The following is a 21,538-nucleotide window of genomic DNA, read 5'->3' as shown; positions in this document are numbered from 1 at the left end:
GGATTTATCGCTTCTTCTTTATCTTCCATTTCGCCGTCGCCTTAAGAAGGTGTTATGTTCCGCAAATAATCAACGACATACATTCTGCTCTTTTGCATTAAGCTGCCTTAATCTTGCATTCAATGCAGCAAGTTGATTCTGAGCTTTGTTGGATTCATAATTAGCAAAAGCTTGATAGCCGACCCATAGAGCTGTAAATATTGCACCCCGAACAGCAGTCGTCTTCCCGATTGGCGCACGACCGCCGCCGCGAGTAGCAACCTCAACACCAGCACCGGCAGCGGTTCCATCTACGATAGCCATAGCATCGCCTATGGCCTTCGCGTCACCATAGTTCATCTTAGCTTGAACAATATCATTTTCTATTGCGGATGAATTCTTCCATCTCCAAGTATCAGTAATAAATTTAGGAAGGTCTTTTCTTGTAATATTTACTTCTCTGTTGAGGTCATCGCATAAGTCTGGTCTTTCAGACCCTGGGGACGGAGATCCGCCACTTCCCATCCCATCGGATGGACCAACCCCTCCATGAGATCCAGAAGAGTTACCACCGCCACTGGGCGCGGTCACTTCAATGTCAGGCGCCAAACCACCATGAGGGTCGCAGCTCTCCGATTCCCATACGCTCGTGCCATCGAAACACTCTTTCAATCCAAATGGATCCACGGAGTTGACCGGGTCGCTACCGACATAATTGTACCAATTCATGCCGTCGCCATAGCCGATCGGATCGGTCTGCATGAATCGCCCCAACGTCGCGGAGTAGAACCGGGCCCTGTAGTAATAGAGGCCCAACTGCGACACCCAATATTGCCCGGTATATTGGAACCGAGACGTGTTGGTTGCACTCGGAATGCCATATTCGTCATAGGAATTAACGCCGATGGCAGCCCCCGTGCTATCGGTCACCGCGATCACGCTACCGCGCTCGTCGGCCGGAAGCCAGAACCGGTCGCCGTTCGGGCCATAGGTCGTCACTGGCGCAGGGTCGCCGGGACCATAGACGAACCGGCTCCCCAGCGCACCAGTCACGGGGTTCCATATCGCGATCATGTTCTGCCCGTCATAGCCGAACCGCTGTTGGGTATTGACCTGATACAACCGCATTAGTGGATCATAGATCAGCGTGTTTGCGCCGGAGGACTTTAGCAGATTCTCCGAGCTATAGGCATACGTCGTCGCGCCCGAACTGGTCAGGTTGCCCCGTGCGTCGTACCCAAGCGCTGTCGCCCCAGACGCCGTCGCCTGGTTGAGCCCGTTTACCGTATAGGGGCGGTCGATATTGACCGAGCCGGTCCAGGCATAGTTGTCGTTTGAACGTGTCGTACCCGATATCTGGTTCGCCGCATTATAGCTGAACCCCAATGTCAGGTCCTGTGCCGTACCCGGGAGGTCCTGTGTCAGTGACGACAGACGCGAGATCGGATCGGGCGTGTAGGTTGCGCTGGTTCCATTGCCGCGCGCCAGGCTCAGCTTACGTCCCAGATCGTCATAGCTGTAAGTCGCCAGCACGCCCGGGCCGCTCGTCGCACCATTCTCGCGGATCGCCGTTACGTTACCGGTCACGTCATAATCATAAGTGACATAGAACGCGTCCGGCCAGGTCAGCCGGATACGCCTACCTGCCGGATCATATTGCGAGGAAACGGTGCCGCTCGGCCCGACCTGTGTGAGATTGCGCCCGAACGCGTCATAGGTGAACGACAATGTCTGCACACTGGAGCTGATGGAGGTTGGCCGGCCGAGCAAATCGTAGCTATAGGAGATATCCGCTTCGGGTGACGGAAGATCCTTCAACGTCAATCGGTTCAGCGCATCGTAGCCGTAAGCAATCGACTGCGCATCGCGCAACCGCCGGCTCGTCACATTGCTAGCCGCATCATAACCAAACTGCTCATAGTCGGTCGTCGAACTGGTCCCCGCACCCAACGTCGTCACCGGGTAACGCGTCTTTACCAGCCGATCGAACCCATCATACTCATAGCTCGTCTTGTTGCCTTCGGCATCCGTCAAGGTCGCGATCGAGCCATTGTCCGTAAAGGTCCGCGTCACGTCGTCCGACGCCGCGCTCGTCCCCAAGGCGCTCTGCGACTTCGTGACCCTACCGACAGCGTCATAGCTAACCTTCATGATGCGATCGGCCTTGGGTCCGCTGACAGTCGCCGGCGTACAGGTCGATGTCAGCGCCGTTCCCCATAAAGCGCTGTCCATCCTCTGTGCTGAGCACAGCGGGCGACCAAGCGTGTCATAACTATATTCCGTCACACCATAGGTCGTGCCGCCCGCGATAAGCATATCCTTCGCCTTGCGACCATTGGCATCATAGCTTGATGTCGATTGCTGCGACGGCGTGAAGGATGTCCAATCGCCATCCAGTTGGCTTGTGACCGTACCGGTTTCTATTGTCGTCAGTTGCCCATCCAGATTATAGCTAAAGCGTTGTGCGATGGGCTTGCGTGCGCTCGCGCCGTCGGGATCCGGCGCAACCACTCCAACAATTTGCCGCGCCGAATCATAGCGATAGCGAATTGTATCCGCTGCACCAGGGAGCGGACCATCCACCGTCAACACATTGCCGATCACATCATAGGTGATCGCGCTTGTCGCGCTGACACTATTGTCGCCCGCCGCAAGGGAAGTTGAGGTTGGCAAAAGTAAACTATTATATCCGATTGTGGATTTTACCTCGCCCGCAGTACCTGCACATGAGGCCGAAGTCTGACAGACAGAGATTTCAGTAAGTAACGATACTCCTGCAGTTTCCGTGTATCCATAACGAGTTTGCGGACGCACTGCACCGCTGCTGGGTGCTGGAGCGGTCATGCTCTTCAGCATACCAGTTGTTAAATCATAGACATAATCCGTCTGGTTGCCTTTAGCGTCTTTTACCCAGTCTGGCCTATTGCAGCTAACATAGTTCACGCAACTTGCAGGGTAACTTGCGGTCGTGACTATATCTGCCGGCGTTCCCGGTGTTTTCGATACGAATTTGGTTTGTGTGGCATTGCCTCGCGTATCGTAAGTATACTCGGTATAATTTCCCTCCGGCATCGTAATACGAAGCAATCTTCCCGTCGGATCGTAGCTATAATTAGTCGTTTTATCCAGCTCATCCTTGATCGACGTCGGCAATTTGATCGTTAGGTCCGATACAACAGTACGGGTCTTGCCCGAAGGGTCCGTGGCAACCGACGTAGCAACATTTCCAGTTGTGGAATAGGTATACGTCCAAGTTACTCCATTGTCGAATACCGATGATACTTTTCCTGTCAAAATGTCAAAATTAACAATGAAATTATTAGATGCGCTTCCGGGTGTTTGGATCGACAAACTGTTATTTGAAGACGTGTATTTAGTTATTCTTCCGAGTGGATCGGTAACATTGTCACTTGTAGTTTTCGTATACAGAATTTTTGGCCAGTCTTGCACAAGACCGGCACAAAGCGGCGCCGTTGGAGAGCATGGTTCCACATTTGTATTTATTGCCTGAATATTGACTAACTTCCTCCAAAGAAGACCGTCGGCATAGTCGCCAGACGCGGCCTGCTCAGCATAATTAAAATGAAGTTGATACCCAGAAGAATTAGTTACAGATTGCACTCTGTAATATTGCGCAATCACTCCACCAGCACATCCATCTCGATTATTAGTACAAAAAAATCCAGACGCCCAATATATATTCTTTTTATATCCAGATGAGTACTCTACGGATACCATTCTTCCTTTACCATACGACTCCCACGGAGCCACAAGATTTTCATCGTAAATTACTCTCGTACCATCGCCAGTTGTTAGAGTGTATAAATTACCTGACTTGGTAAGCGCGGCACCCTTGCCATCGGATGAAGTATAATTCCCACCAGATACATTAAATTCGTAACCCTCAAAATCAAAAGATACATAGAAAATACCATTTGTTCCATCGAGTACTCTCATATCATATTCTTTAGCTGTTGCAGCATTCTTCAACATGCGAGAATAGGACAATCCGGAGAGGCTGTTACCTCCGATTGAAATATCCGTAATTTTCTGCTGGTATTCACCTGTCGCAACATTGATGTGATTTTTATCTACCACTGCTCGCGACGGAAAATCCTGTGCTTGAGCGGACACCACGAGCCCTGTGCTCAAAGCGGTGGAGAGAGTGAAAAATGCAAGGTGCGCGTGACGCCGGCCACGCCCGACAGATGTCGAGTTCGTCATAAGAAGCCCTTTTTGAATTATCCGAAAATAACTGACTGCACACGACGCCCCTACGGCGCGCCGGTCACCTTGACGTTCTTGCGGTTGTCGGCCTTGTCGAGCGTGTAATTGGCGACAATGCCATTGTTGACCGTGCCACTATGCTCGACCTTCACCAGCCGCCCCTTGGCGTCATAGGTGTAGTTGATCGTCTCCGACGCGCCGGCCATGCCGCTGAGCGCGGTCAGACCCGCAGCGATTGCGGCACCAGACGCCACCAGTGCAACCGTGGATTTGCGAACCATGTTTCTTTCCCCGCTAACCTGATGCAAGTCACTTCGAACAAATAAAGAACACTTGAAATCCAACAATGCAAGTGAGCGTTCTTCTGCAGCCGTCTCCACACGCACAAAGCCTTGGCAATGCGCCTTTATCTTTCATCAAACTGCCGCAGATTCGCACAGGCGCGACTCGGTAGCCCCGCCCGGGAGTAGATGCCTCCCTGCCCCCGCCCACAAGATGAAAATCCAGCTAAGCATGTAAATTGCTGCCATATCGGGCGCATCGCCGAAAACCCGCGATTCAATCTGCCGGATCGACCGTGCAAATGTACCCCGGACGCGATGCCGCATCGCACACCCGCCTGCTCTTTCTCATGGTCGCACGATATCGGGGCACGGCTCACCCCTGTTCCTGTCACAACGCCCCCTGTTATTCGCGCATCGCGACCCCTGTTCCACCGCTGTCATGATAACAGGGGTGGGAGGTACTAATATGCTGAAAAATGGCGCGTATTTCGGATCGAAAATCCAATTTAACAGGGGTGAGCTTTTTTATTGCGGAGAAACAGGGGAAAACAGGGGTGCCCAACTACCCGAGCAACCATCCCCAGCATCGCCGCCCGACCCGCCGGAATATGACATATCTGCCTCGGCGGGCATCCCGTCCCGGAACCGCGCGGCAAGGGCTTGGGCGACGCGCCCTCTTCGCTTATGCAACCGCTATGCGCCCGATCCCTCGCCTCCTTCTCGCCCCCATCGCGATCGCCCTCGCCGCCCTCACCCTGACCGGCCCGACCATCGCCAAGCCCGCCAAAAAGGCTCCCGCCCCCGCCGCGGGCATCGTCCGCGTCCGCATGGTCACGGCCGACGGGCCGATCATCCTTGCGCTCGACACGCGCCGCGCGCCGGTGACCAGCGCGAACTTCCTGTCCTATGTCGATGACGGGCGCTTCGACGGCGCGGTGATCTATCGTTCGGCGCGCAGCCGCAATGCGCAGCAATATGGCTTTATCCAGGGCGGCATCCGCACCGATGCACGCCGCATCCTGCCGCCGTTCAAGCATGAACGCACCGACCAGACCGGCCTCCACCATATCGACGGCACCATCTCCATGGCGCGCCGCACCGAACCCAATTCGGCCGGCGGCAATTTCTTCATCACGGTCGGCGCCCTGCCGAGCTTCGACGCCAAGGGCGACTTTCCCGGCTATGCCGCTTTCGGCCATGTCGTCGGCGGCATGGACACGGTGAAGCGCATCCTCGCCCAGCCGACCGGCGGCAGCATGCGCGGCCAGATGCTGTTGAAGCCGATCAAGGTGATCAATGCACGGCGGCTGAACGGGCCGGCCAAACCGACCGGCCTGGTCAAGCCCTGGCTGGTGAAGCAGAAGCGCTGACCGGAACGACCCGCCCGGCGCGCCGATATGGCGGCCAGGACGGATCGCCCTCCCCCAAACCGGCTTCCTCGTTACCCGTTTCTGGTCGCCCCGTCCTTATCACAGAGCAAGTTTGCGCAGCGCCAGCGTCCGTTTGTAGCCGTCGAGCATGCCGGCATTGCCGGTCACGGTCAGATCGAAAACGCAATTGGCATAGGCCGTCTTGTCCTCGATCACCTTGCACAGCCGCTGCGCGACTTCGGGCTTCATTCCCTCGACCGGCCGCTTGTTGGGTATCCCGGGCATCGGCTTTGCCGAGACGCAAGCGGTGCCCGGCTTGGGCGGCCAGCCGCGATCGGTGAAGCTCAGCGTCGATGTGCCGGCGGCATAGTCGAACAAGCTCGATGCCGCAGTGACACGCCATGCATTGGCGAACTTCACATTGAGCAGCGCGTGGCGCGCGGCGAGCGAGGCCGGTGCCGGACCGAAGGATGCGCCGCTGGGCGCCAGCGGCAACCAGCTTGTGGCCGGGATATGCCCCATCGTGCCTTCGCGCGCCGGCGTGTTGACCACTTCGACATCGAGATACCAATAGCCTTGCGATGCCCAATAATTCGGCGTGACGATCAGCCGCGTGCCGTCGCTCAGCTTGACGTCGATGCCGCCGCCTGCCGCCGCCCTGGCGATCAGGTTGCCGCTGCCCAGGCTGAGGCCGTTTGCCGGGATCGCGACGGCACGGCCGTCGATGCGCAACTGCATCCGCTCGGCGCTGGCCGGCCGGCCGGCGCTGGGCTGAAAACTGATGCGGTGCTTGCCGATGCGCGCCGCGACCGCGGTGTTGAGGCTCACGCAGCTCGCCAGCCCGGTATAGGGATTGGCGCCGGGGATGAAGGTCGTCGTCACCGGCGTCTGGCGCGTCTGCAATTCGAACCCGGTGTCCGAATTGCGCAGTGCAGTGAACTCGCCGGCCGCCTGGAAATCATAGTTGATATTGTTGGTGGTGGTGAGATGCGGATCGCCGCGATCGGACGGGCCCGACGTCGCATCGGTGCCGCAAAAGGCACGGAAGGTGGCGACCGCCGGATTACTCAGCTCGCCGCCGCCGTTGAACTCCGGCATGGTCTTTTCGACCGCCTGTTTCAGGATCGTTTTGCAATAGCCGCTATTGCCATTGTACTGCGTCGACAGATGCGGGAAGCGCCCCGCATTGCCCTGCACATGGCACCCGACACAGACATCGGGAACCAGCGGCTGGGCATGCGACAGGTTGTTCTGCGGCCAGGACGCCGGCACGATCGGATCGTAGCGATTGGGCGCGAAGGTCGGCAGCGTGATGCCCAGATCCTCCATCGTCTTGCCCGGCGCGATCGTCACCTCGGGATGGATGATATAGGGGTTTTCGCCGGCATGGCAGTCCGTGCACACGCCGCCAGTCCCGTTCTCCAGTTCGAAGCCGCCCGCCTGATACAGGCCGGCCGGATTGACCGCGAGATTGGGCTTGCCGATCGGGATCTGCGTGCCGGCGGGGAAGGAGAAGCCCACCCCGTTCATCTGATTGTCCCAGATGCACACTTTCGAGGTGGTCTTGCTCAGGCAGATCACGCCATCCAGCCCGACCGTCGTCTTGCCTGGCGTGGTGTAGCGCGGCAGCGCCATGCACATGCCCTGCGGGCTCTCGAACGTGCGCAGCTCGGCCGGTGAGGGGCCGTTGTTCTGGCCGATGAACTGGTCGGGTATCGGAATGAAGCCCTGCGATTTCCAGCCCGCGGTGCCGGCAGGATCAAGCACCCCGATCGACGGCGGAATCGGCACGCCGTTCGCGACGCACTCGTCGATATAGGCCTGCCCCTTATTGGTGGTGGACAGGAAGACTGCGCCGCCGCCCGGCTTGAAATCGGGCAAGTCGAGACGCTTGGCGAGTTCGGGATTGAGGTCGAACATCTTCAGCTCGGGCAAGGATTTGCGGTCGCCCTTTGCGGGAAGCGTGAAGGTCAGCCGGTATTTGAGCGCGTTGATCTTGCCGATCGTGCGCCCGTCGGCCCGGACCCGCGGCGCATTCGCCACCAGCCAGTCGAGCGACGCTTGCCGGACGATCAGCTCGGCCTGGGGGCTTTGCTTCACATCGACTTGCGCCATCTCCGCCTTGAAACGCCGTTCGAACTCGGCGAACCCCTCTCTGGCCTTGCCGTCCAGGCTCGCCATCAGCTTGTCGCGATAGTAATCCTGCGCCCGCGCGACGAACTCGACCGTCGGGACGATCTGGTTGCCATCGGAATCGAAGAAGGAGCCGTGCCCGATATAGGCGATCGGCTCAACATCATTGGTTGGCGCCTGAGACGCACCGGACATCGCGAACAGGCCTATTGTGGCGGTGGCGACAATGCCCTTGATCAGCTTCGAAGAAACAAGGTTCATGGCTGGACTCCTGCAACAAGGCGGAATCTCGTATGCGACCGTATCGTTCTTAAGCGGTGCCATGGCTATGTCAGCGCGATCTCCCGGTCAAACCACAACTGAACCATTTCAGTTCTATCTTCTTTGAATGACGAAGATCACCGGCACAGCCATCTTTGCGCAATAGGGAAATTACATGCCACATACTTTCCGGCATCCATCGACGCCTGCCTGCCCCCGCCACCTGGAGCGCGACCAACAAAGTTACGCTACCCTTGCCAAAAGCATCGCTCGGTTGCCCGTTTGGCCGCATTGTCCCATCTGACAGCGATGGCCACTCTCCTTGATCCTTCCGCGCGCGGGCGCGTCATCCTTGTCGGCGCTGGCCCGGGCGACCCGGGCCTGCTCACGGTGCGCGCGGTCGAAGCGCTGAAATCAGCCGACATCGTCGTCCATGACGGCCTGATCGACCCACGCGTCCTTGAGATCGCGCCGGCGCAGGCGCAGCGCATCTCGGTCGCCAAGCAGCGCGCGCGTCACACCTTGCCGCAGGAGGCGATCAATGCGCTGATCATCGCGCATGTGAAGACCGGTGCGATCGTCGTTCGGCTGAAGGGCGGCGACCCATTCATCTTCGGGCGTGGCGGCGAAGAGGTCGAGGCGGTGCGTGCCGCCGGCCTGCCGGTGGAGGTCATTCCCGGCGTCTCGGCGGCGCTGGGTTGCGCTGCGGAAGCGATGCTCCCGCTCACCCACCGCGATCATAGCAGCGCGGTCAGCTTCGTCGCCGGCCAATGCAAGGGCCTGACCGAGCAGGACTGGTCGGGGCTCGCCGGCAAGGGTCGCACGCTGGTGATTTATATGGGCGTCGCGACCGCCGCCGATATCGCCGACAAGCTGATGCGCGACGGCGTCGCGCCGGAGATGCCGGTCGCGGTGCTCGAACGCGGCACGCTCAAGGGCAGCCGCGCGATCCGCACGTTGCTCGCCGATCTCGGCTCGATGGTCGAGCGCGAGAAAGTCGCCAGCCCGGCGATCATCGTCGTCGGTGAAGTGGTCGAGCTGTCCGATGCGCAAGATAAACTGGGCCGCTGGGCGCGCGTCGCCGAAGGAAGCTTTGCATGAAACTGCTGACCGGAAACGATTTACCGACCGGCGATGTGATCTGGTGGACCGGCGAGAGCTGGTCGCGCCATGTCGAGGATGCGGTCGACGTGACGGACCAGGGCGAGAGCATCGCCCGCGCCGAGGAAGGCGCGCGCCGCGTCAACGCCGCTTATGTGATCGACGCGACCGCCACGCCCGAGGGGCCCCGCCCCGCGCATATCAAGGACCGCGTCCGCGCGCTCGGCCCGACGGTTCGCCCCGATCTGACATTGAAGCCCGCCGATCCGGCGGCGGGAAACTGGGTAATCTGAGATGTACAAGTACGACACTTACGATCAGGCGATCGTCGATTCCCGCGTCGAGGAATTCCGCGACCAGGTGAAGCGCCGTCTCGCCGGCCAGATTACAGAGGATCAGTTCAAGCCGCTGCGGCTGATGAACGGCCTGTATCTGCAGCTGCACGCCTATATGCTGCGCGTCGCGGTGCCCTATGGCACGCTCGACGGGCGCCAGATGCGCATGCTCGGCTATATCGCGCGCAAGTACGATCGCGGCTACGGCCATTTCACCACGCGGCAGAACATCCAGTATAACTGGATCAAGCTGGAGGACGCGCCCGACATCCTCGCCGATCTCGCCACGGTAGAGATGCATGCGATCCAGACCAGCGGCAATTGCATCCGCAACATCTCGTCGGACCAATATGCTGGCGCCGCCGCGGACGAAGTCACCGATCCGCGCGTCTGGGCCGAGCTGTTGCGCCAGTGGAGCACCTTCCACCCCGAATTCAGCTATTTGCCGCGCAAGTTCAAGATCGCGGTGATCGCCGCGGACGAGGATCGCGCGGCGATGCGGCTGCACGATATCGGCATCCAGCTGGTCGAGCGCGACGGACAGCTCGGCGGGCGCATCTTCGTCGGCGGCGGCATGGGCCGCACGCCGATGGTCGCGCCGGAGATCAAGGATTTCGTCACCGCTGCGGACCTGCTCAGCTATGTCGAGGCGTGCCTGCGCGTCTATAATCGCTATGGCCGGCGCGACAATATCTACAAGGCAAGGATCAAGATCCTGATCCACGAACTCGGCGCCGACGAATATCGCCGCCAGGTCGAGGAGGAGTTTGCGCTCGTCAAGGCGCTCGGCATCGATCCGCCCCAGGCCGAATTCGACCGCATCAGCGCCTTCTTCGCCCCACCCGCTTTCGTTGCGGATGACGGTGTCGCGGCCGACCGCAGCGATCCCGACTTCGCGGTCTGGCTCGACCAGAACGTCAAGCCGCACAAGCAGCCGGGCTATGCGATCGTCAATATCAGCCTGAAGCCGACCGCCGGCATCCCGGGCGACGCCAGCGCCGACCAGATCGACCTGATGGCCGACCTCGCCGAGCGCTATTCGTTCGATGAGCTGCGTGTGACGCATGCGCAGAACATCGTCCTGCCGCATGTCCGCACCGCCGATCTCTATACCGTGTGGCAAGCGCTCGATGCGGCCGGCCTGGCGCCCGCCAATCTCGATCTGATCAGCGATATCATCGCCTGCCCGGGTCTGGATTATTGCAGCCTCGCCAATGCCCGCTCGATCCCGATCGCGCAGAAGATTGCCGAGCGTTTCTCCGATCTCGGCCGGCAGCGCGAGCTGGGCGAATTGAAGCTCAAGATCAGCGGCTGCATCAATGCCTGCGGCCATCACCATGCCGGTCACATCGGCATTCTCGGCGTCGACAAGAAAGGCACCGAGAATTACCAGCTGCTGCTCGGCGGCTCGGGCGCGGAAGATGCGAGCCTCGCACGTATCACCGGCCCCGGTTTCGACGAGGACGGCATCGTCGATGCGGTCGAGAAAGTCACCAACGTCTATCTGGCGTCGCGCGAGGATGGCGAACGCTTCCTCGACACCTATCGCCGCGTCGGCCTCGATCCGTTCAAGGAGGCGCTTTATGGATAATATCTTGCGCTTCCGCGACGACGCCGCGCACGACGAACCCGCCGTGACGCTTGAGGCGTTCCTCGGCCAGACCAACGCCACCGCCGTGCGCATCGAAGCGGGCGATGACGCCCGCGCGCTGATCCCGCACCTCGGCCAGATCGGGCTGGTCGAGATCAGCTTCCCGTCGTTCCGCGACGGGCGTGGTTACTCGGCCGCACGCATTCTGCGCGAGGCCGGCTATACCGGCGAGTTGCGCGCGCAGGGCGACGTGCTGGTCGATCAATTGCTTTATATGCGCCGTTGCGGCTTCGACAGCTTCGCACCCGAGGCGGAGATCGATGAAGCGACCGCCCAGGCATCGCTCACGCGCTACAAGCAATTCTACCAGACCGCCGCCGATGGCGCGGTGCCGGTATGGAAGCTGCGGCATGGGTGAAGCCGTGCGCAAACTCGACCTGATCGATGTGACGCCGTTCACCAAGGCGGATGCGGCGGCGATGAACGCGCGCTTCGCGGGCGTATCGACGCGCGCCATGCTCGAGGAACTGCTCACCGGCGAGCTGCTCGGCCGCGTCGCGGCGGTGTCGTCGTTCGGCGCGGAAAGCGCGGTGCTGCTCCATTTGATCGCGAGCATCGACCGCGATATCCCGGTGATCTTCGTCAACACGCAGAAGATTTTCGGCGAAACCCTCGCCTATCGCGACACGCTGTCCGAACAGCTCGGCTTCACTGACCTGCGCGTGTTCCGTCCCGATCCGCGCCTGCTCGCGGCGAAGGACAAGACCGGCCTGCGCTGGTCCTACGACCCAGACGGCTGTTGCGACCTGCGCAAGGTCGAGCCGTTGCGCCGCGCGCTTGCGCCGTTCGACGCGTGGATCTCGGGCCGCAAGGGCTTCCAGGCCGGCACGCGCATCGCCATGCCACGCTTCGAGGAGGATGAGGGCCGGCTCAAGCTCAACCCGCTTGCGGATTGGGACAAGGCAGCGCTGAACGCCTATTTCGAAGAACATCAGCTGCCGCATCATCCGCTCGAGGCCGAAGGCTATCCGTCGATCGGCTGCGCGCCCTGCACCAGCAAGGTCCAGCCGGGCGAAGACCCGCGCGCGGGGCGCTGGCGCGGCTGGGAAAAGGTCGAATGCGGCATCCATGTCGCTGAAAAACCAGGCGAAGAGCCGGTCTTTTAGGACCGGGCTGCCGCTTCAGTTCGAATAGGTGGTCTCGCCAATATAATCGCTGAACCGCGTGATCTCGGGTTCGAAGCGCAGCGTGATCTTGCCGGTCGCGCCGTGACGCGACTTGCCGATGATCAGTTCGGCCAGGCCCGCCGCATCCTGATAGGCGAGCGACCATTTCGAATGCTTTTCATGTACTTCGGCTGAGCTGGTCGAGCTGGGATGCTCCGGCTCGCGCATCGCCAGGTAGTAATCTTCACGGTACACGAACCACACCATGTCGGCGTCCTGCTCGATCGAGCCGGACTCACGAAGGTCGGACAGCTGCGGCCGCTTGTCCTCGCGCTGTTCGACTGCGCGGCTGAGCTGGGACAGGGCCAGCACCGGCACGTTCATGTCCTTGGCCAGCGTCTTGAGGCCGCGGCTGATCTCGGAGATTTCCTGCACGCGCCCGTCACCCGATGCCTTGGCCGATCCGGTCAGCAATTGCAGATAGTCGATCACCACCAGGCCGATCTCATTATTATGCCGCCGCTGCAGCCGGCGCATGCGTGTGTGCAGCGCAGCGATGGTCAAACCGGCGGTGTCATCGATGAACAACGGCAAATTCTCGAGGTCGGCGGCGGCGGCGGCCAGCTGGTTGAATTCCGTGCGACTGATCTTGCCCATGCGCAGCGATTCGGAGCTGATCCGCGACTGTTCCGCCAGGATACGCGTCGCCAGCTGATCGGCCGACATTTCCAGGCTGAAGAAGGCGACTTTCGCGCCGATCGATTCTGCATGGGTCAGGCCATCCTCGCGATCACGCATATAGCGGCGTGCGGCATTGAAGGCGATGTTGGTGGCAAGCGAAGTCTTGCCCATACCGGGCCGGCCGGCGAGGATCATCAGATCCGAATGATGCATGCCGCCGATCTTTGCATTGACGGTGTCGAGCCCCGTCGTGACGCCCGAGACGTTACCGCCCGAATTGAGTGCGCGCTGCGCCATCTTGACCGCCGCGGTGGTCGCCTGGGCGAAGCTCTTGATCTGGCTCTCGCTCCCGCCTTCAGCCGCAACCTTGAACAATTCTTCCTCGGCCAGTTCGATCTGGCCGCGCGGATTGACCTCTTCCGACGTGTCGAGCGCGCGCTCGACCAGTCCGCGCCCGACCGTCACCAGCGTGCGTAACATGGCAAGATCGTAGATTTGCTTGGCGAACTGCCGCGCACCGATCAGCCCAGCGCCGCTGCCGGTCAATTGCGCGAGATAGGCCGGGCCACCAAGCTGCTTCATGCCCTCATCCGCTTCGAACATCGGGCGCAACGTCACCGGCGTCGCCAGCATATCGTTGCCACGGGCCGATTTGATCGCGGCGAAAATGCGTCCATGCAGCGGTTCGAAGAAATGCTCGGGTTCGAGCGTGTCGATCAGGTCGTCGGCGAGACGGTTGTCGATCATCATCGCGCCGAGCATCGCCGCTTCGGCCTCGACATTCTGGGGAAGCGACGTCGATTCGGGTGTCGTGGGCAAAGGAAGGATGGTGGCCATATCGGACGTCATAGTCCCCTCATCTCGTCTCTCAAGCCGCTTGTGACAAAGCGGCTGTGGATTACGGGGACGGCCTGATGGATCGCTGCGATTGGCCGGGTGATCGATCAATACCAATTGATCGGGCGCATTGTCCCCTGCGCCTATCCTCGATAGGGCAGTCACAATGTCCGATCCGCGCATCATAGCCGTCAACCTCGACGAACGCACCATCCTGTGGCGATCCGCGGATATCGAACAGGAGCGCCGCATCGCGATCTTCGATCTGATCGAGGGCAATCATTTCGCGCCGCAGCGCCCCTATCCCGACGACTATGCCGGCCCGTACAAGATCGAGCTGGCGGTCGAGGAAGGTCGGCTGGCGATAGCGATCAACCGCGAGGACGATACGCATCTCGAAACCTATATCCTCGGGCTCGGTCGTTTCCGGCGGCCGATCAAGGATTACTTCGCGATCTGCGACAGCTACTATCAGGCGATCCGTAACGCGACACCGACCCAGATCGAGACTGTGGATATGGCGCGGCGTGGCATCCATAACGAGGCGGCCGAGCTGTTGAAGGAACGGCTGGAGGGCAAGATCGAAATCGATTTCGACACCGCCCGTCGGCTGTTCACGCTGATCTGCGTTCTGCACATCAAGGGCTGACATGGTGAGCCTGCGCCTTTTGGGTCGTCGTATCGGCCGTACCGGTGCGGGGGCGATCATCCTCGGGCTGAGCGGGATCATCATCTGGACCTTTGCGATCAGCTGGCGGCCCTCCGACAGCAGCTATACCTTCCAGGGCGTGGACGTGAGCGAGGCACAAGGGCCGATCCTGTGGCCCAGCGTCATGGCGAGCGGCGCTGATTTCGGCTATCTGCGTGCGACGATGGGCGCGGACGGGCGAGACCAGCGCTTCGCGCAAAACTGGACCGATACCTATGCCAGCGGTATCCGCCGCGGCGCGATTCATGTCTGGTCCTTTTGCCGCCTGGCCGCGGACCAGGCGAACAATTTCAACACCACCGTGCCGCGCGCGAGCGACGCCCTGCCCGCCGCCCTCTACATGGATTTTTCCGAAGATTGCCCGGCGCGCCCCGAACGTGACGTGGTGATCAGCGAGGTCAAGCGCTTCATCACCATGGTCGAATCGCATACCGGCACACCGATCCTGCTGAAGCTCTCCCAGCAGGTTGAAGTGACCTATCGCCTGTCCAGCGCCATTCCGCGCCCGGTCTGGGCGATGCAGAATTTCTTCCCGCCCAACTATGCCGACCGGCCCTGGCGGATGTGGCAGGCAAGCGACATGCGGCGCATCGACGGCGTCGAAGGACCGATCCATTGGAACGTGGTGGCGCCATGATATTGACCGACGAGATACGCGATCGCCTGATCACCGCCGCGCGTGAAGCAGCGCGCAGGGCCTATGCACCCTATTCACGGTTCGGTGTCGGCGCCGCCGTGCTGCTGAGCGACGGCAGCGTCGTGACCGGCGCCAATTTCGAGAATGCCAGCTATGGCCTGTCGCTCTGCGCGGAAACCGTGGCACTGGCGACGGTCAGCAGCGCCGGGCGTCTCGCCGATGTGCTGGCAATCGGGGTAATCGGTGGCGCGATGGACGCGGAAGGGATCGCGCGTGGCCTGACCCCAGTGGGCCCGTGCGGACGCTGCCGTCAGGTCATCAACGAGGCGGCGCAGGTCGGTGACCGCGATATTGTCGTCTGGTGCGGCGCGGCCGAAGGCGATGCCGTCGACCGGCATATGCTGTCCGACTTGCTGCCGCACGCCTTCGGCCCTCGCGACCTTCAATAAGGCACGTCCCTCCCGGGGGCGCCTGCAACCGGATCAGGCGGGGCCGGCACACTCGATCGTCAGATGCCGGATGCCTTTTATACCCACCGCCCGGGTACGGATCACCTCCGCGGATAGGATCGGCGTCGAGGCCACCGTGACGATCGCGGCATGGCAGCCGGCGCCGATCGGCCAGACATGCAGGTCGGTAATGGTGACGTCGCCTGCGCCTTCGATCGCGGCGCTCAGACGGCCAGCGAGCTGCGCATCACTACGGTCAAGCAGGATTCCCGCCGTGTCGCGCAACAACCCGTGTGACCAATGCGCGATGACCAGCGCACCGACTACACCCATCGCCGGATCGAGCCACACCCAGCCGAGATACCGCCCCGCCAGCAGCGCGCCGATCGCCAGGACCGAGGTCAGCGCATCCGCAAGCACATGGATATAGGCCGAACGCATATTATTGTCGTGGCCATGGGCGTGATGATGCCCGTGATGGGCGTGACCATGAGCCTGTGCATGATCGTGGTCATGGTCCGCGTGAGCATGGCCGTGATCGCCGCCCGGCCCGTGATTGTGATCGCCGGACAACAATATCGCACTGACGATGTTGACGATCAGGCCGAGCACAGCGACGAACGTCGCGTCGCCGAAATCGACCTTTTCCGGATGCACCAGCCGAACGACGGATTCGACGCCGATGCCGATCGCGACCAGGCCGAGGATCAGCGCCGAGGTGAATCCGGCCAGATCGCCGACCTTGCCGGTACCGAAGCTGTAGCGGCCGCTCTCGGCGTGATGTTTGGCATAGGCATAGGCGGCAGCGGTAACGCCCAGTGCGCCGGCATGCGTCGCCATATGGAAACCATCGGCCAGCAGTGCCATCGACCCGGTGATATAGCCCGCGACAATCTCGCCGACCATCATCACGGCGGTCAATATCACCACCCACAGGGTGCGCCGCGCATTGCGATCATGGCTGGCCGCGAGCGGCACTGGGGCGTGGCACCGCATCGAGCTATCAAGCTTTGACATGGCTGCGCCCTTATTTCGCGTAGCGTCGAATGGCGGCCAGGAGCTCATCGGCACCCTCGGCACGAGCCGTGTCGGACAGATCCGGACCCGCGACATGTTCGCGCAGATAGGCGTCGATGATTTCCTCCATCAGCCCGTTGATCGCGCCCCGTGTGGCGGCGACAAGATGCAGGATACTGGCACAGCTTGCCGAACTGGCAAGGGCGCGATCGATTGCGTCGACCTGTCCGGCGATGCGCTTGACGCGATTGGTCAGCGCCTCATTATCTTTCGTAAGATGAGCCATAGGATACCCCCCTACCCTAATATCCCGCTCTCAGCAATGGCATGACCATGTCCTTCTCCCCTTGCCCACGCCGCCCATTCCCGCGAAAGCTTGGTGATCAGGAGAGTAGAAGCATGTCGATTCTGTCGGACCGCTGGATTCGCGAACAAGCCCTCAACAACGGCATGATCGAGCCGTTCGTCGATGGCCAGAAACGCGATGGATGCATTTCATACGGCCTGTCCTCCTATGGCTATGATGCGCGCGTCTCGGATGAGTTCAAGATTTTCACCAATATCGACAGCGTCATCGTGGATCCCAAGGATTTCGCGGCGAACAGCTTCGTCGACCGGCAGACCGACGTCTGCATCATCCCGCCCAACAGCTTCGCCCTGGCGCGGACCGTGGAGTATTTCCGGGTGCCGCGCGACGTGCTGGTCATTTGCCTCGGCAAATCGACCTATGCGCGGTGCGGGATCATCGTGAATGTGACACCGCTCGAACCCGGCTGGGAGGGCCATGTCACCCTGGAGTTTTCCAACACCACCCCGCTACCGGCAAAAATCTACGCCAATGAAGGCGCATGCCAGTTCCTTTTCCTGCAAGGCAATGAGCCATGCGAGACGAGCTATGCTGATCGCGCAGGCAAATATATGGGGCAGCGCGGCGTCACACTGCCCAAAATCTAGGGCGCCAAACGTAAAAACCCGCCCCGCTTGCGCCGAGTGGAGATTGGGTGGGCGAAGCCATATCGAGAAATCGTCAGAAGGAAATCTGATATGGGAAGCCGATCGGCGATCGATAATGCCCGATGCTCCCGCCTCTCTGCGCGCTTCGCACCCATTGCCTCTCCCGGCCGCCTATGTTGATTTAGTATCTGCTATTCAAAGATATTCTATAAACCCGTGGCTGAAACCGCAGCTTGAGATATGCGACATAGCGGTGTCCCATATCTCCCGTCGTTCTTCCCTGCGGCAGCGATTCAACCCTAACCAGGGATCGCGCATGTCAGCGCTGGCCGGACTGATACCGGCGCGCTCCTTCTCAGTTTCGGAAAACACATTGCCGCGGCATTATGGGCACAATAGCCTCACGCATGACGGAGTTGCGGCCCACGCCCCCTGAGATAAGGCTCGATGCACTGGCAATATCGCCCTGCGATCTCGCGGGGCGAGATCGCGTCGAACTTAGCGCGCGGTGATTTGTGAGCGTTCCAGACGTTGAAGCGCGATCGTCGCCAGTTGATGTGCCGAGAAAGTCCGCTCGTTCGCCAGATCGACCTTCTCGTCGGGTTGACGCAGGACGTCGCGATACAACGCGCGAGCCTCGCTGATGCGGCCCGCGTGCTGATAGACCGCAGCCAGATTCAGCGTCAGATCGGAGTGATCGGGAAACAGACGACGCTGGTCGACCAATGTCTGCTCCGCAGTGACATAGTCGCCGCGGATGATCTCTGCCGATCCATTGCGACCCTCACTGGCAGCCTGGACCATGGCGGGCGCTACCAGTGCAGCCGCAGCGATCAGCGCGCGAAAGGCGATACGCATCATGACTCTCCTCGTGACACTTCCATTTCGGAATGGTTGCACTTTTATGACATCTGTATGTCACTTTAGTGAAACATTCGCAAGGGTTGTGCCGCGGGAGTACCGAAACGAAAAAGGGCGACCCTAAGGCCGCCCTGTTCCGTATCGCGATGGCTGATGCGAGATCAGAAATCGTTGCGATATTGCTCGTTGCCGATGAAGCCGAGCTTGCTCACGCCCGAACGCTTGACCACTGCCAGAACCTCATCGACCTTGGCATAGCGTGCCTGCGGATCGGGCTGGAAATGGAGTTCAGGCTCCGGATTGATCGTCTTCGTCGTCTCCAGATATTGCTGGAGCGTGACGGTGTCGACCGGAGTTCCGTTCCACGCGACGACACCTGCCGGATCGATCGTGACCTTGTTCTTTTCAGGGTCGATCGGCTGAGTCACCGAGTTCGGATCATTTACGGGAAGGTCGACCTTCACCGCGTGAGTCTGGATCGGGATCGTGATGATGAACATGATGAGGAGCACGAGCATGACGTCGATCAACGGCGTCGTGTTCATTTCCATCATCGGTTCACCGTCGTCGGAACCGCCGCTCATTGCCATGCTATATTACTCCTGAATCTCGCGACCGTTACAGGCGCTGAACGCTGCCACCCGCCGGCGGTTCGGAAATGAAGCCGACCTTTGCGAAGCCTGCCATCTGCATCGTGTAGATCGCGCCGCCGATGCACTGATACGGGACGTTCACGTCACCGCGGATGTGCGCTTCGGGAAGCTCGAGATCCGGGTTGCCAACGCCACCCTGACGCTTGATCTCCGCCGTCAGCTTGTCAACCGCCTTTGTGAGCAGTTCCTCATGCGTCACACGCGACAGGTTCCAATACACTGCGCACCGGCCTTCCTTGTCGGTCGTGATCGACAGAGACACGTTCTCAGGCTTGGTCGTCGTCGGATCGTACCGCACATCGGGCAGCTTGAGCTTGATCGCCTGGATCGCGACCGGAATCGCAATCAGGAAGATGATCAGCAGCACGAGCATCACGTCCACCAGCGGGGTCGTGTTGATGTCCGACATCGGCTTTTCGGCGGCTTTGTCGCCGCCAACACTCATTGCCATTGAGGGCTATCCCTATCCATTCAATCCCGTCACCGGATCGTTCCCGGCGAGGCTTGCTTATAGCAGCCGCCCTCGGGGGCGACCGCAAAGGTTCGGGGCCGCACGAAGCGGCCCCGAACCGTCATTCTCAGCGTGCCGGAGCGGCCGTGGTTGCAGCAGCCGGCTTGGCGGGAGCAGCCTTGCGCGACGTCACGACCGGGCGAACCGCACCGTTCGATGCGAGGAAGCCGAGCACATCGTTCGAGAAGGCGCTGAGGTCTTCCGCGATCGACTTGTTGCGGCGCTGCAGGAAGTTGTAGGCGAGCACGGCCGGAACCGCCACGGCGAGGCCGAGTGCGGTCATGATCAGCGCTTCACCGACCGGGCCGGCGACGGCGTCGATCGACGCCTGACCAGCCGCACCGATCTTGATCAGTGCGCGGTAGATGCCGATAACCGTACCGAACAGACCGATGAACGGCGAGGTAGCGCCAACCGTCGCGAGGAAGGCGAGACCGCCGCCCAGCTTCGAGTTGATCGAAGCTTCCGAACGCGCCAGCGAACCGTGCAACCAGTCATGCGCCTCGACCGGATCGGTCAGCTGCGCGTGCTGGTCCTGTGCCTGCAGGCCGTCATCGACGATCTGGCGATAGGCCGAGTTCTTCTCGAGCTTGGCGGCGCCTTCGCGCAGCGAGTTCGAGCTCCAGAAATTGGCGCGGACGCGTCGTGCCTGGTTGATGATCTTCTGCTGCTCGAACAGCTTGGTGAACAGGATATAGAATGAGACGATCGACATGAACGCCAGGATCGAAAACACCGACCAGGCGATGACGCCGCCCTGCTCGAGCGCTTCCCAGAAGCCGTACGGGTTGTTTCCGGCGGCGGGTGCCGCGCCTGCGGCAAGAATGGTAGTCAACATTGCGGTACTTCCCTCTCAATCAGTCAAAATCTTGAAACTGGACCGAACGCCCCCGGGGTCACCGAGGGCGTCGGTTATACTATCGGTCTTCGATCTGCCACTTGACCGCCCGGATGGAGGTCGTGGATTCGATCGGCGTGCCATTTGCGTCCTTGGCCGGGTTGAACCGGCCGTTACGCGTGGCGAGCCGGCACGTCGCTTCATCAAGGTCGGAATTTCCGCTCGATGAGGTAACGCGGCAGGCCGAAACGCGACCTCGTGTATCCACGGTCACCTGGACGCTGACGCGGCCTTCGGCCTCGGCGCGACGGGCTGCCGCAGGATAGGAATCCTGAGGGAACCAATCGCCCTGGTTACCGCGCGGCGTCACTGGAACGGCGATACGCGGTGGCGCAGGTGCCGGTGGCGGCGGTGCCGGAGGTGCAGCAATCGGCACCATTGGCGCAGCCGGCGGCGGTGTGGTCACCGTCTGCATCACCACGGGTGGGCGCGGCACGTTGACGATCGGCGGCGGCGATACGACCGGCGGCGGCGTCAGGGGCGTGTCTGGCGGTGGGGGTGGCGGTTCGTCCGGTGGCGGGGGGGGTGGCTCTTCCACGTCAAACGTATTGAGCTTTTCCGCCGCCTTCTTCACGTACTGATACGCGAGGCCGGTGACGAAGGCGTACCCGATAACGGCATGGATGAGCGCGACGATAACGATCGCGACCACCTTGCTACCGCTCATTCTTTGGTCAGCATACGACATTCAGAAACGACACTCCTCTGTCCCGGTCAGTTCGGGTGTGACGATCCGCAAAGCGATCGTTCCCCGTCCGCCATGGGCTATTGTATCCTCAGGCAGACCAAACCTCTATCGTGAGGGAAACTACGACGCAAACGCTTTGTCGGACGCAACAAACGTACAATCGGAACGCGACAGAATTATTTCTGTCTAAAACGGG

21 protein-coding genes are annotated in these 21,538 nt (G+C 60.6%); 10 read left to right on the top strand and 11 right to left on the bottom strand.

Annotation, left to right across the window (positions count from 1 at the left end; translation table 11 throughout):
- Positions 1 to 69: 69 nt before the first annotated feature.
- Together H3Z74_RS05755 and H3Z74_RS05750 are read right to left on the bottom strand one after the other, a co-directional pair.
- Positions 70 to 4,203: an RHS repeat domain-containing protein gene (locus tag H3Z74_RS05755; RefSeq protein WP_187762992.1), complete on the bottom strand. Its 4,134-nt coding sequence runs from the start codon at positions 4,201 to 4,203 to the stop codon at positions 70 to 72.
- Between the two features lie 50 nt (positions 4,204 to 4,253).
- A complete protein-coding gene (locus H3Z74_RS05750) occupies positions 4,254 to 4,487 on the bottom strand; it encodes a hypothetical protein (protein ID WP_187764525.1) in 234 nt (77 codons plus the stop codon).
- Positions 4,488 to 5,185: 698 nt separating this feature from the next.
- Between H3Z74_RS05750 and H3Z74_RS05745 the strand changes: the two genes are divergently transcribed.
- Positions 5,186 to 5,860: a peptidylprolyl isomerase gene (locus H3Z74_RS05745; protein WP_187762991.1), complete on the top strand. Its 675-nt coding sequence runs from the start codon at positions 5,186 to 5,188 to the stop codon at positions 5,858 to 5,860.
- Between the two features lie 99 nt (positions 5,861 to 5,959).
- Here H3Z74_RS05745 and H3Z74_RS05740 read toward each other — a convergent pair whose 3' ends face one another.
- Positions 5,960 to 8,254: a hypothetical protein gene (locus H3Z74_RS05740; RefSeq protein ID WP_187762990.1), complete on the bottom strand. Its 2,295-nt coding sequence runs from the start codon at positions 8,252 to 8,254 to the stop codon at positions 5,960 to 5,962.
- A 309-nt stretch (positions 8,255 to 8,563) separates the two neighbouring features.
- Between H3Z74_RS05740 and cobA the strand changes: the two genes are divergently transcribed.
- The 5 genes from cobA to H3Z74_RS05715 are packed head-to-tail and all read left to right on the top strand — an operon-like array spanning position 8,564 to position 12,447.
- Positions 8,564 to 9,355 (top strand): uroporphyrinogen-III C-methyltransferase, encoded by a 792-nt coding sequence (gene cobA, locus H3Z74_RS05735; RefSeq protein ID WP_187762989.1) that lies wholly within the window; start codon positions 8,564 to 8,566, stop codon positions 9,353 to 9,355.
- The gene (locus H3Z74_RS05730; RefSeq protein ID WP_187762988.1) at positions 9,352 to 9,648 is read left to right on the top strand and encodes a DUF2849 domain-containing protein; all 297 of its coding nucleotides are present in this window, start codon (positions 9,352 to 9,354) and stop codon (positions 9,646 to 9,648) included. Before cobA ends, H3Z74_RS05730 begins: the two co-directional genes overlap by 4 nt.
- Before the next feature lies 1 nt (position 9,649).
- Entirely contained in the window at positions 9,650 to 11,281 is a 1,632-nt protein-coding gene (locus H3Z74_RS05725) for a nitrite/sulfite reductase (protein WP_187762987.1), read from the top strand.
- Complete coding sequence (locus H3Z74_RS05720) at positions 11,274 to 11,699, top strand: DUF934 domain-containing protein (protein WP_187762986.1); 426 nt, start codon at positions 11,274 to 11,276, stop codon at positions 11,697 to 11,699. Before H3Z74_RS05725 ends, H3Z74_RS05720 begins: the two co-directional genes overlap by 8 nt.
- Complete coding sequence (locus tag H3Z74_RS05715; protein ID WP_187762985.1) at positions 11,692 to 12,447, top strand: phosphoadenylyl-sulfate reductase; 756 nt, start codon at positions 11,692 to 11,694, stop codon at positions 12,445 to 12,447. Before H3Z74_RS05720 ends, H3Z74_RS05715 begins: the two co-directional genes overlap by 8 nt.
- A 15-nt stretch (positions 12,448 to 12,462) precedes the next feature.
- On the opposite strand, the gene H3Z74_RS05710 is transcribed toward H3Z74_RS05715, so the two are convergent.
- The gene (locus H3Z74_RS05710; RefSeq protein WP_187762984.1) at positions 12,463 to 13,965 is read right to left on the bottom strand and encodes a replicative DNA helicase; all 1,503 of its coding nucleotides are present in this window, start codon (positions 13,963 to 13,965) and stop codon (positions 12,463 to 12,465) included.
- Between the two features lie 166 nt (positions 13,966 to 14,131).
- Between H3Z74_RS05710 and H3Z74_RS05705 the strand changes: the two genes are divergently transcribed.
- The 3 genes from H3Z74_RS05705 to H3Z74_RS05695 are packed head-to-tail and all read left to right on the top strand — an operon-like array spanning position 14,132 to position 15,760.
- Positions 14,132 to 14,614: a UPF0262 family protein gene (locus H3Z74_RS05705; RefSeq protein ID WP_187762983.1), complete on the top strand. Its 483-nt coding sequence runs from the start codon at positions 14,132 to 14,134 to the stop codon at positions 14,612 to 14,614.
- A gap of 1 nt (position 14,615) precedes the next feature.
- A complete protein-coding gene (locus H3Z74_RS05700; RefSeq protein ID WP_187762982.1) occupies positions 14,616 to 15,311 on the top strand; it encodes a GH25 family lysozyme in 696 nt (231 codons plus the stop codon).
- Complete coding sequence (locus H3Z74_RS05695) at positions 15,308 to 15,760, top strand: cytidine deaminase (RefSeq protein ID WP_187762981.1); 453 nt, start codon at positions 15,308 to 15,310, stop codon at positions 15,758 to 15,760. The genes H3Z74_RS05700 and H3Z74_RS05695 overlap by 4 nt, the downstream gene beginning before the upstream one ends.
- A gap of 33 nt (positions 15,761 to 15,793) precedes the next feature.
- Here the strand turns inward: H3Z74_RS05695 and dmeF are convergent, their stop codons facing one another.
- Positions 15,794 to 16,777, bottom strand: coding sequence for a CDF family Co(II)/Ni(II) efflux transporter DmeF (gene dmeF / locus H3Z74_RS05690; RefSeq protein WP_187762980.1), 984 nt, complete (start codon positions 16,775 to 16,777; stop codon positions 15,794 to 15,796).
- 10 nt (positions 16,778 to 16,787) lie between these two features.
- Positions 16,788 to 17,063, bottom strand: a complete 276-nt coding sequence (locus tag H3Z74_RS05685; protein WP_187762979.1) for a metal/formaldehyde-sensitive transcriptional repressor — start codon at positions 17,061 to 17,063, stop codon at positions 16,788 to 16,790.
- A gap of 113 nt (positions 17,064 to 17,176) precedes the next feature.
- On the opposite strand from H3Z74_RS05685, the gene dcd reads away from it, so the two are divergent.
- Positions 17,177 to 17,731 (top strand): dCTP deaminase, encoded by a 555-nt coding sequence (gene dcd, locus H3Z74_RS05680; protein ID WP_187762978.1) that lies wholly within the window; start codon positions 17,177 to 17,179, stop codon positions 17,729 to 17,731.
- Positions 17,732 to 18,229: 498 nt separating this feature from the next.
- Here the strand turns inward: dcd and H3Z74_RS05675 are convergent, their stop codons facing one another.
- The 5 genes from H3Z74_RS05675 to H3Z74_RS05655 form a co-directional block, all read right to left on the bottom strand.
- The gene (locus H3Z74_RS05675) at positions 18,230 to 18,589 is read right to left on the bottom strand and encodes a tetratricopeptide repeat protein (protein ID WP_187762977.1); all 360 of its coding nucleotides are present in this window, start codon (positions 18,587 to 18,589) and stop codon (positions 18,230 to 18,232) included.
- A 164-nt stretch (positions 18,590 to 18,753) separates the two neighbouring features.
- On the bottom strand, positions 18,754 to 19,182 hold the full coding sequence (locus H3Z74_RS05670; protein WP_187762976.1) for an ExbD/TolR family protein: 429 nt from the start codon (positions 19,180 to 19,182) through the stop codon (positions 18,754 to 18,756).
- Positions 19,183 to 19,210: 28 nt separating this feature from the next.
- The gene (locus H3Z74_RS05665) at positions 19,211 to 19,696 is read right to left on the bottom strand and encodes an ExbD/TolR family protein (protein WP_187762975.1); all 486 of its coding nucleotides are present in this window, start codon (positions 19,694 to 19,696) and stop codon (positions 19,211 to 19,213) included.
- Positions 19,697 to 19,823: 127 nt separating this feature from the next.
- The gene (locus H3Z74_RS05660; RefSeq protein WP_187762974.1) at positions 19,824 to 20,594 is read right to left on the bottom strand and encodes a MotA/TolQ/ExbB proton channel family protein; all 771 of its coding nucleotides are present in this window, start codon (positions 20,592 to 20,594) and stop codon (positions 19,824 to 19,826) included.
- Between the two features lie 79 nt (positions 20,595 to 20,673).
- Complete coding sequence (locus H3Z74_RS05655; RefSeq protein WP_187762973.1) at positions 20,674 to 21,342, bottom strand: energy transducer TonB; 669 nt, start codon at positions 21,340 to 21,342, stop codon at positions 20,674 to 20,676.
- Positions 21,343 to 21,538: the final 196 nt, after the last annotated feature.

Source organism: Sphingomonas alpina (assembly GCF_014490665.1).
Classification (GTDB): domain Bacteria; phylum Pseudomonadota; class Alphaproteobacteria; order Sphingomonadales; family Sphingomonadaceae; genus Sphingomonas; species Sphingomonas alpina.
This window is presented reverse-complemented; position numbering and strand designations above follow the sequence as displayed.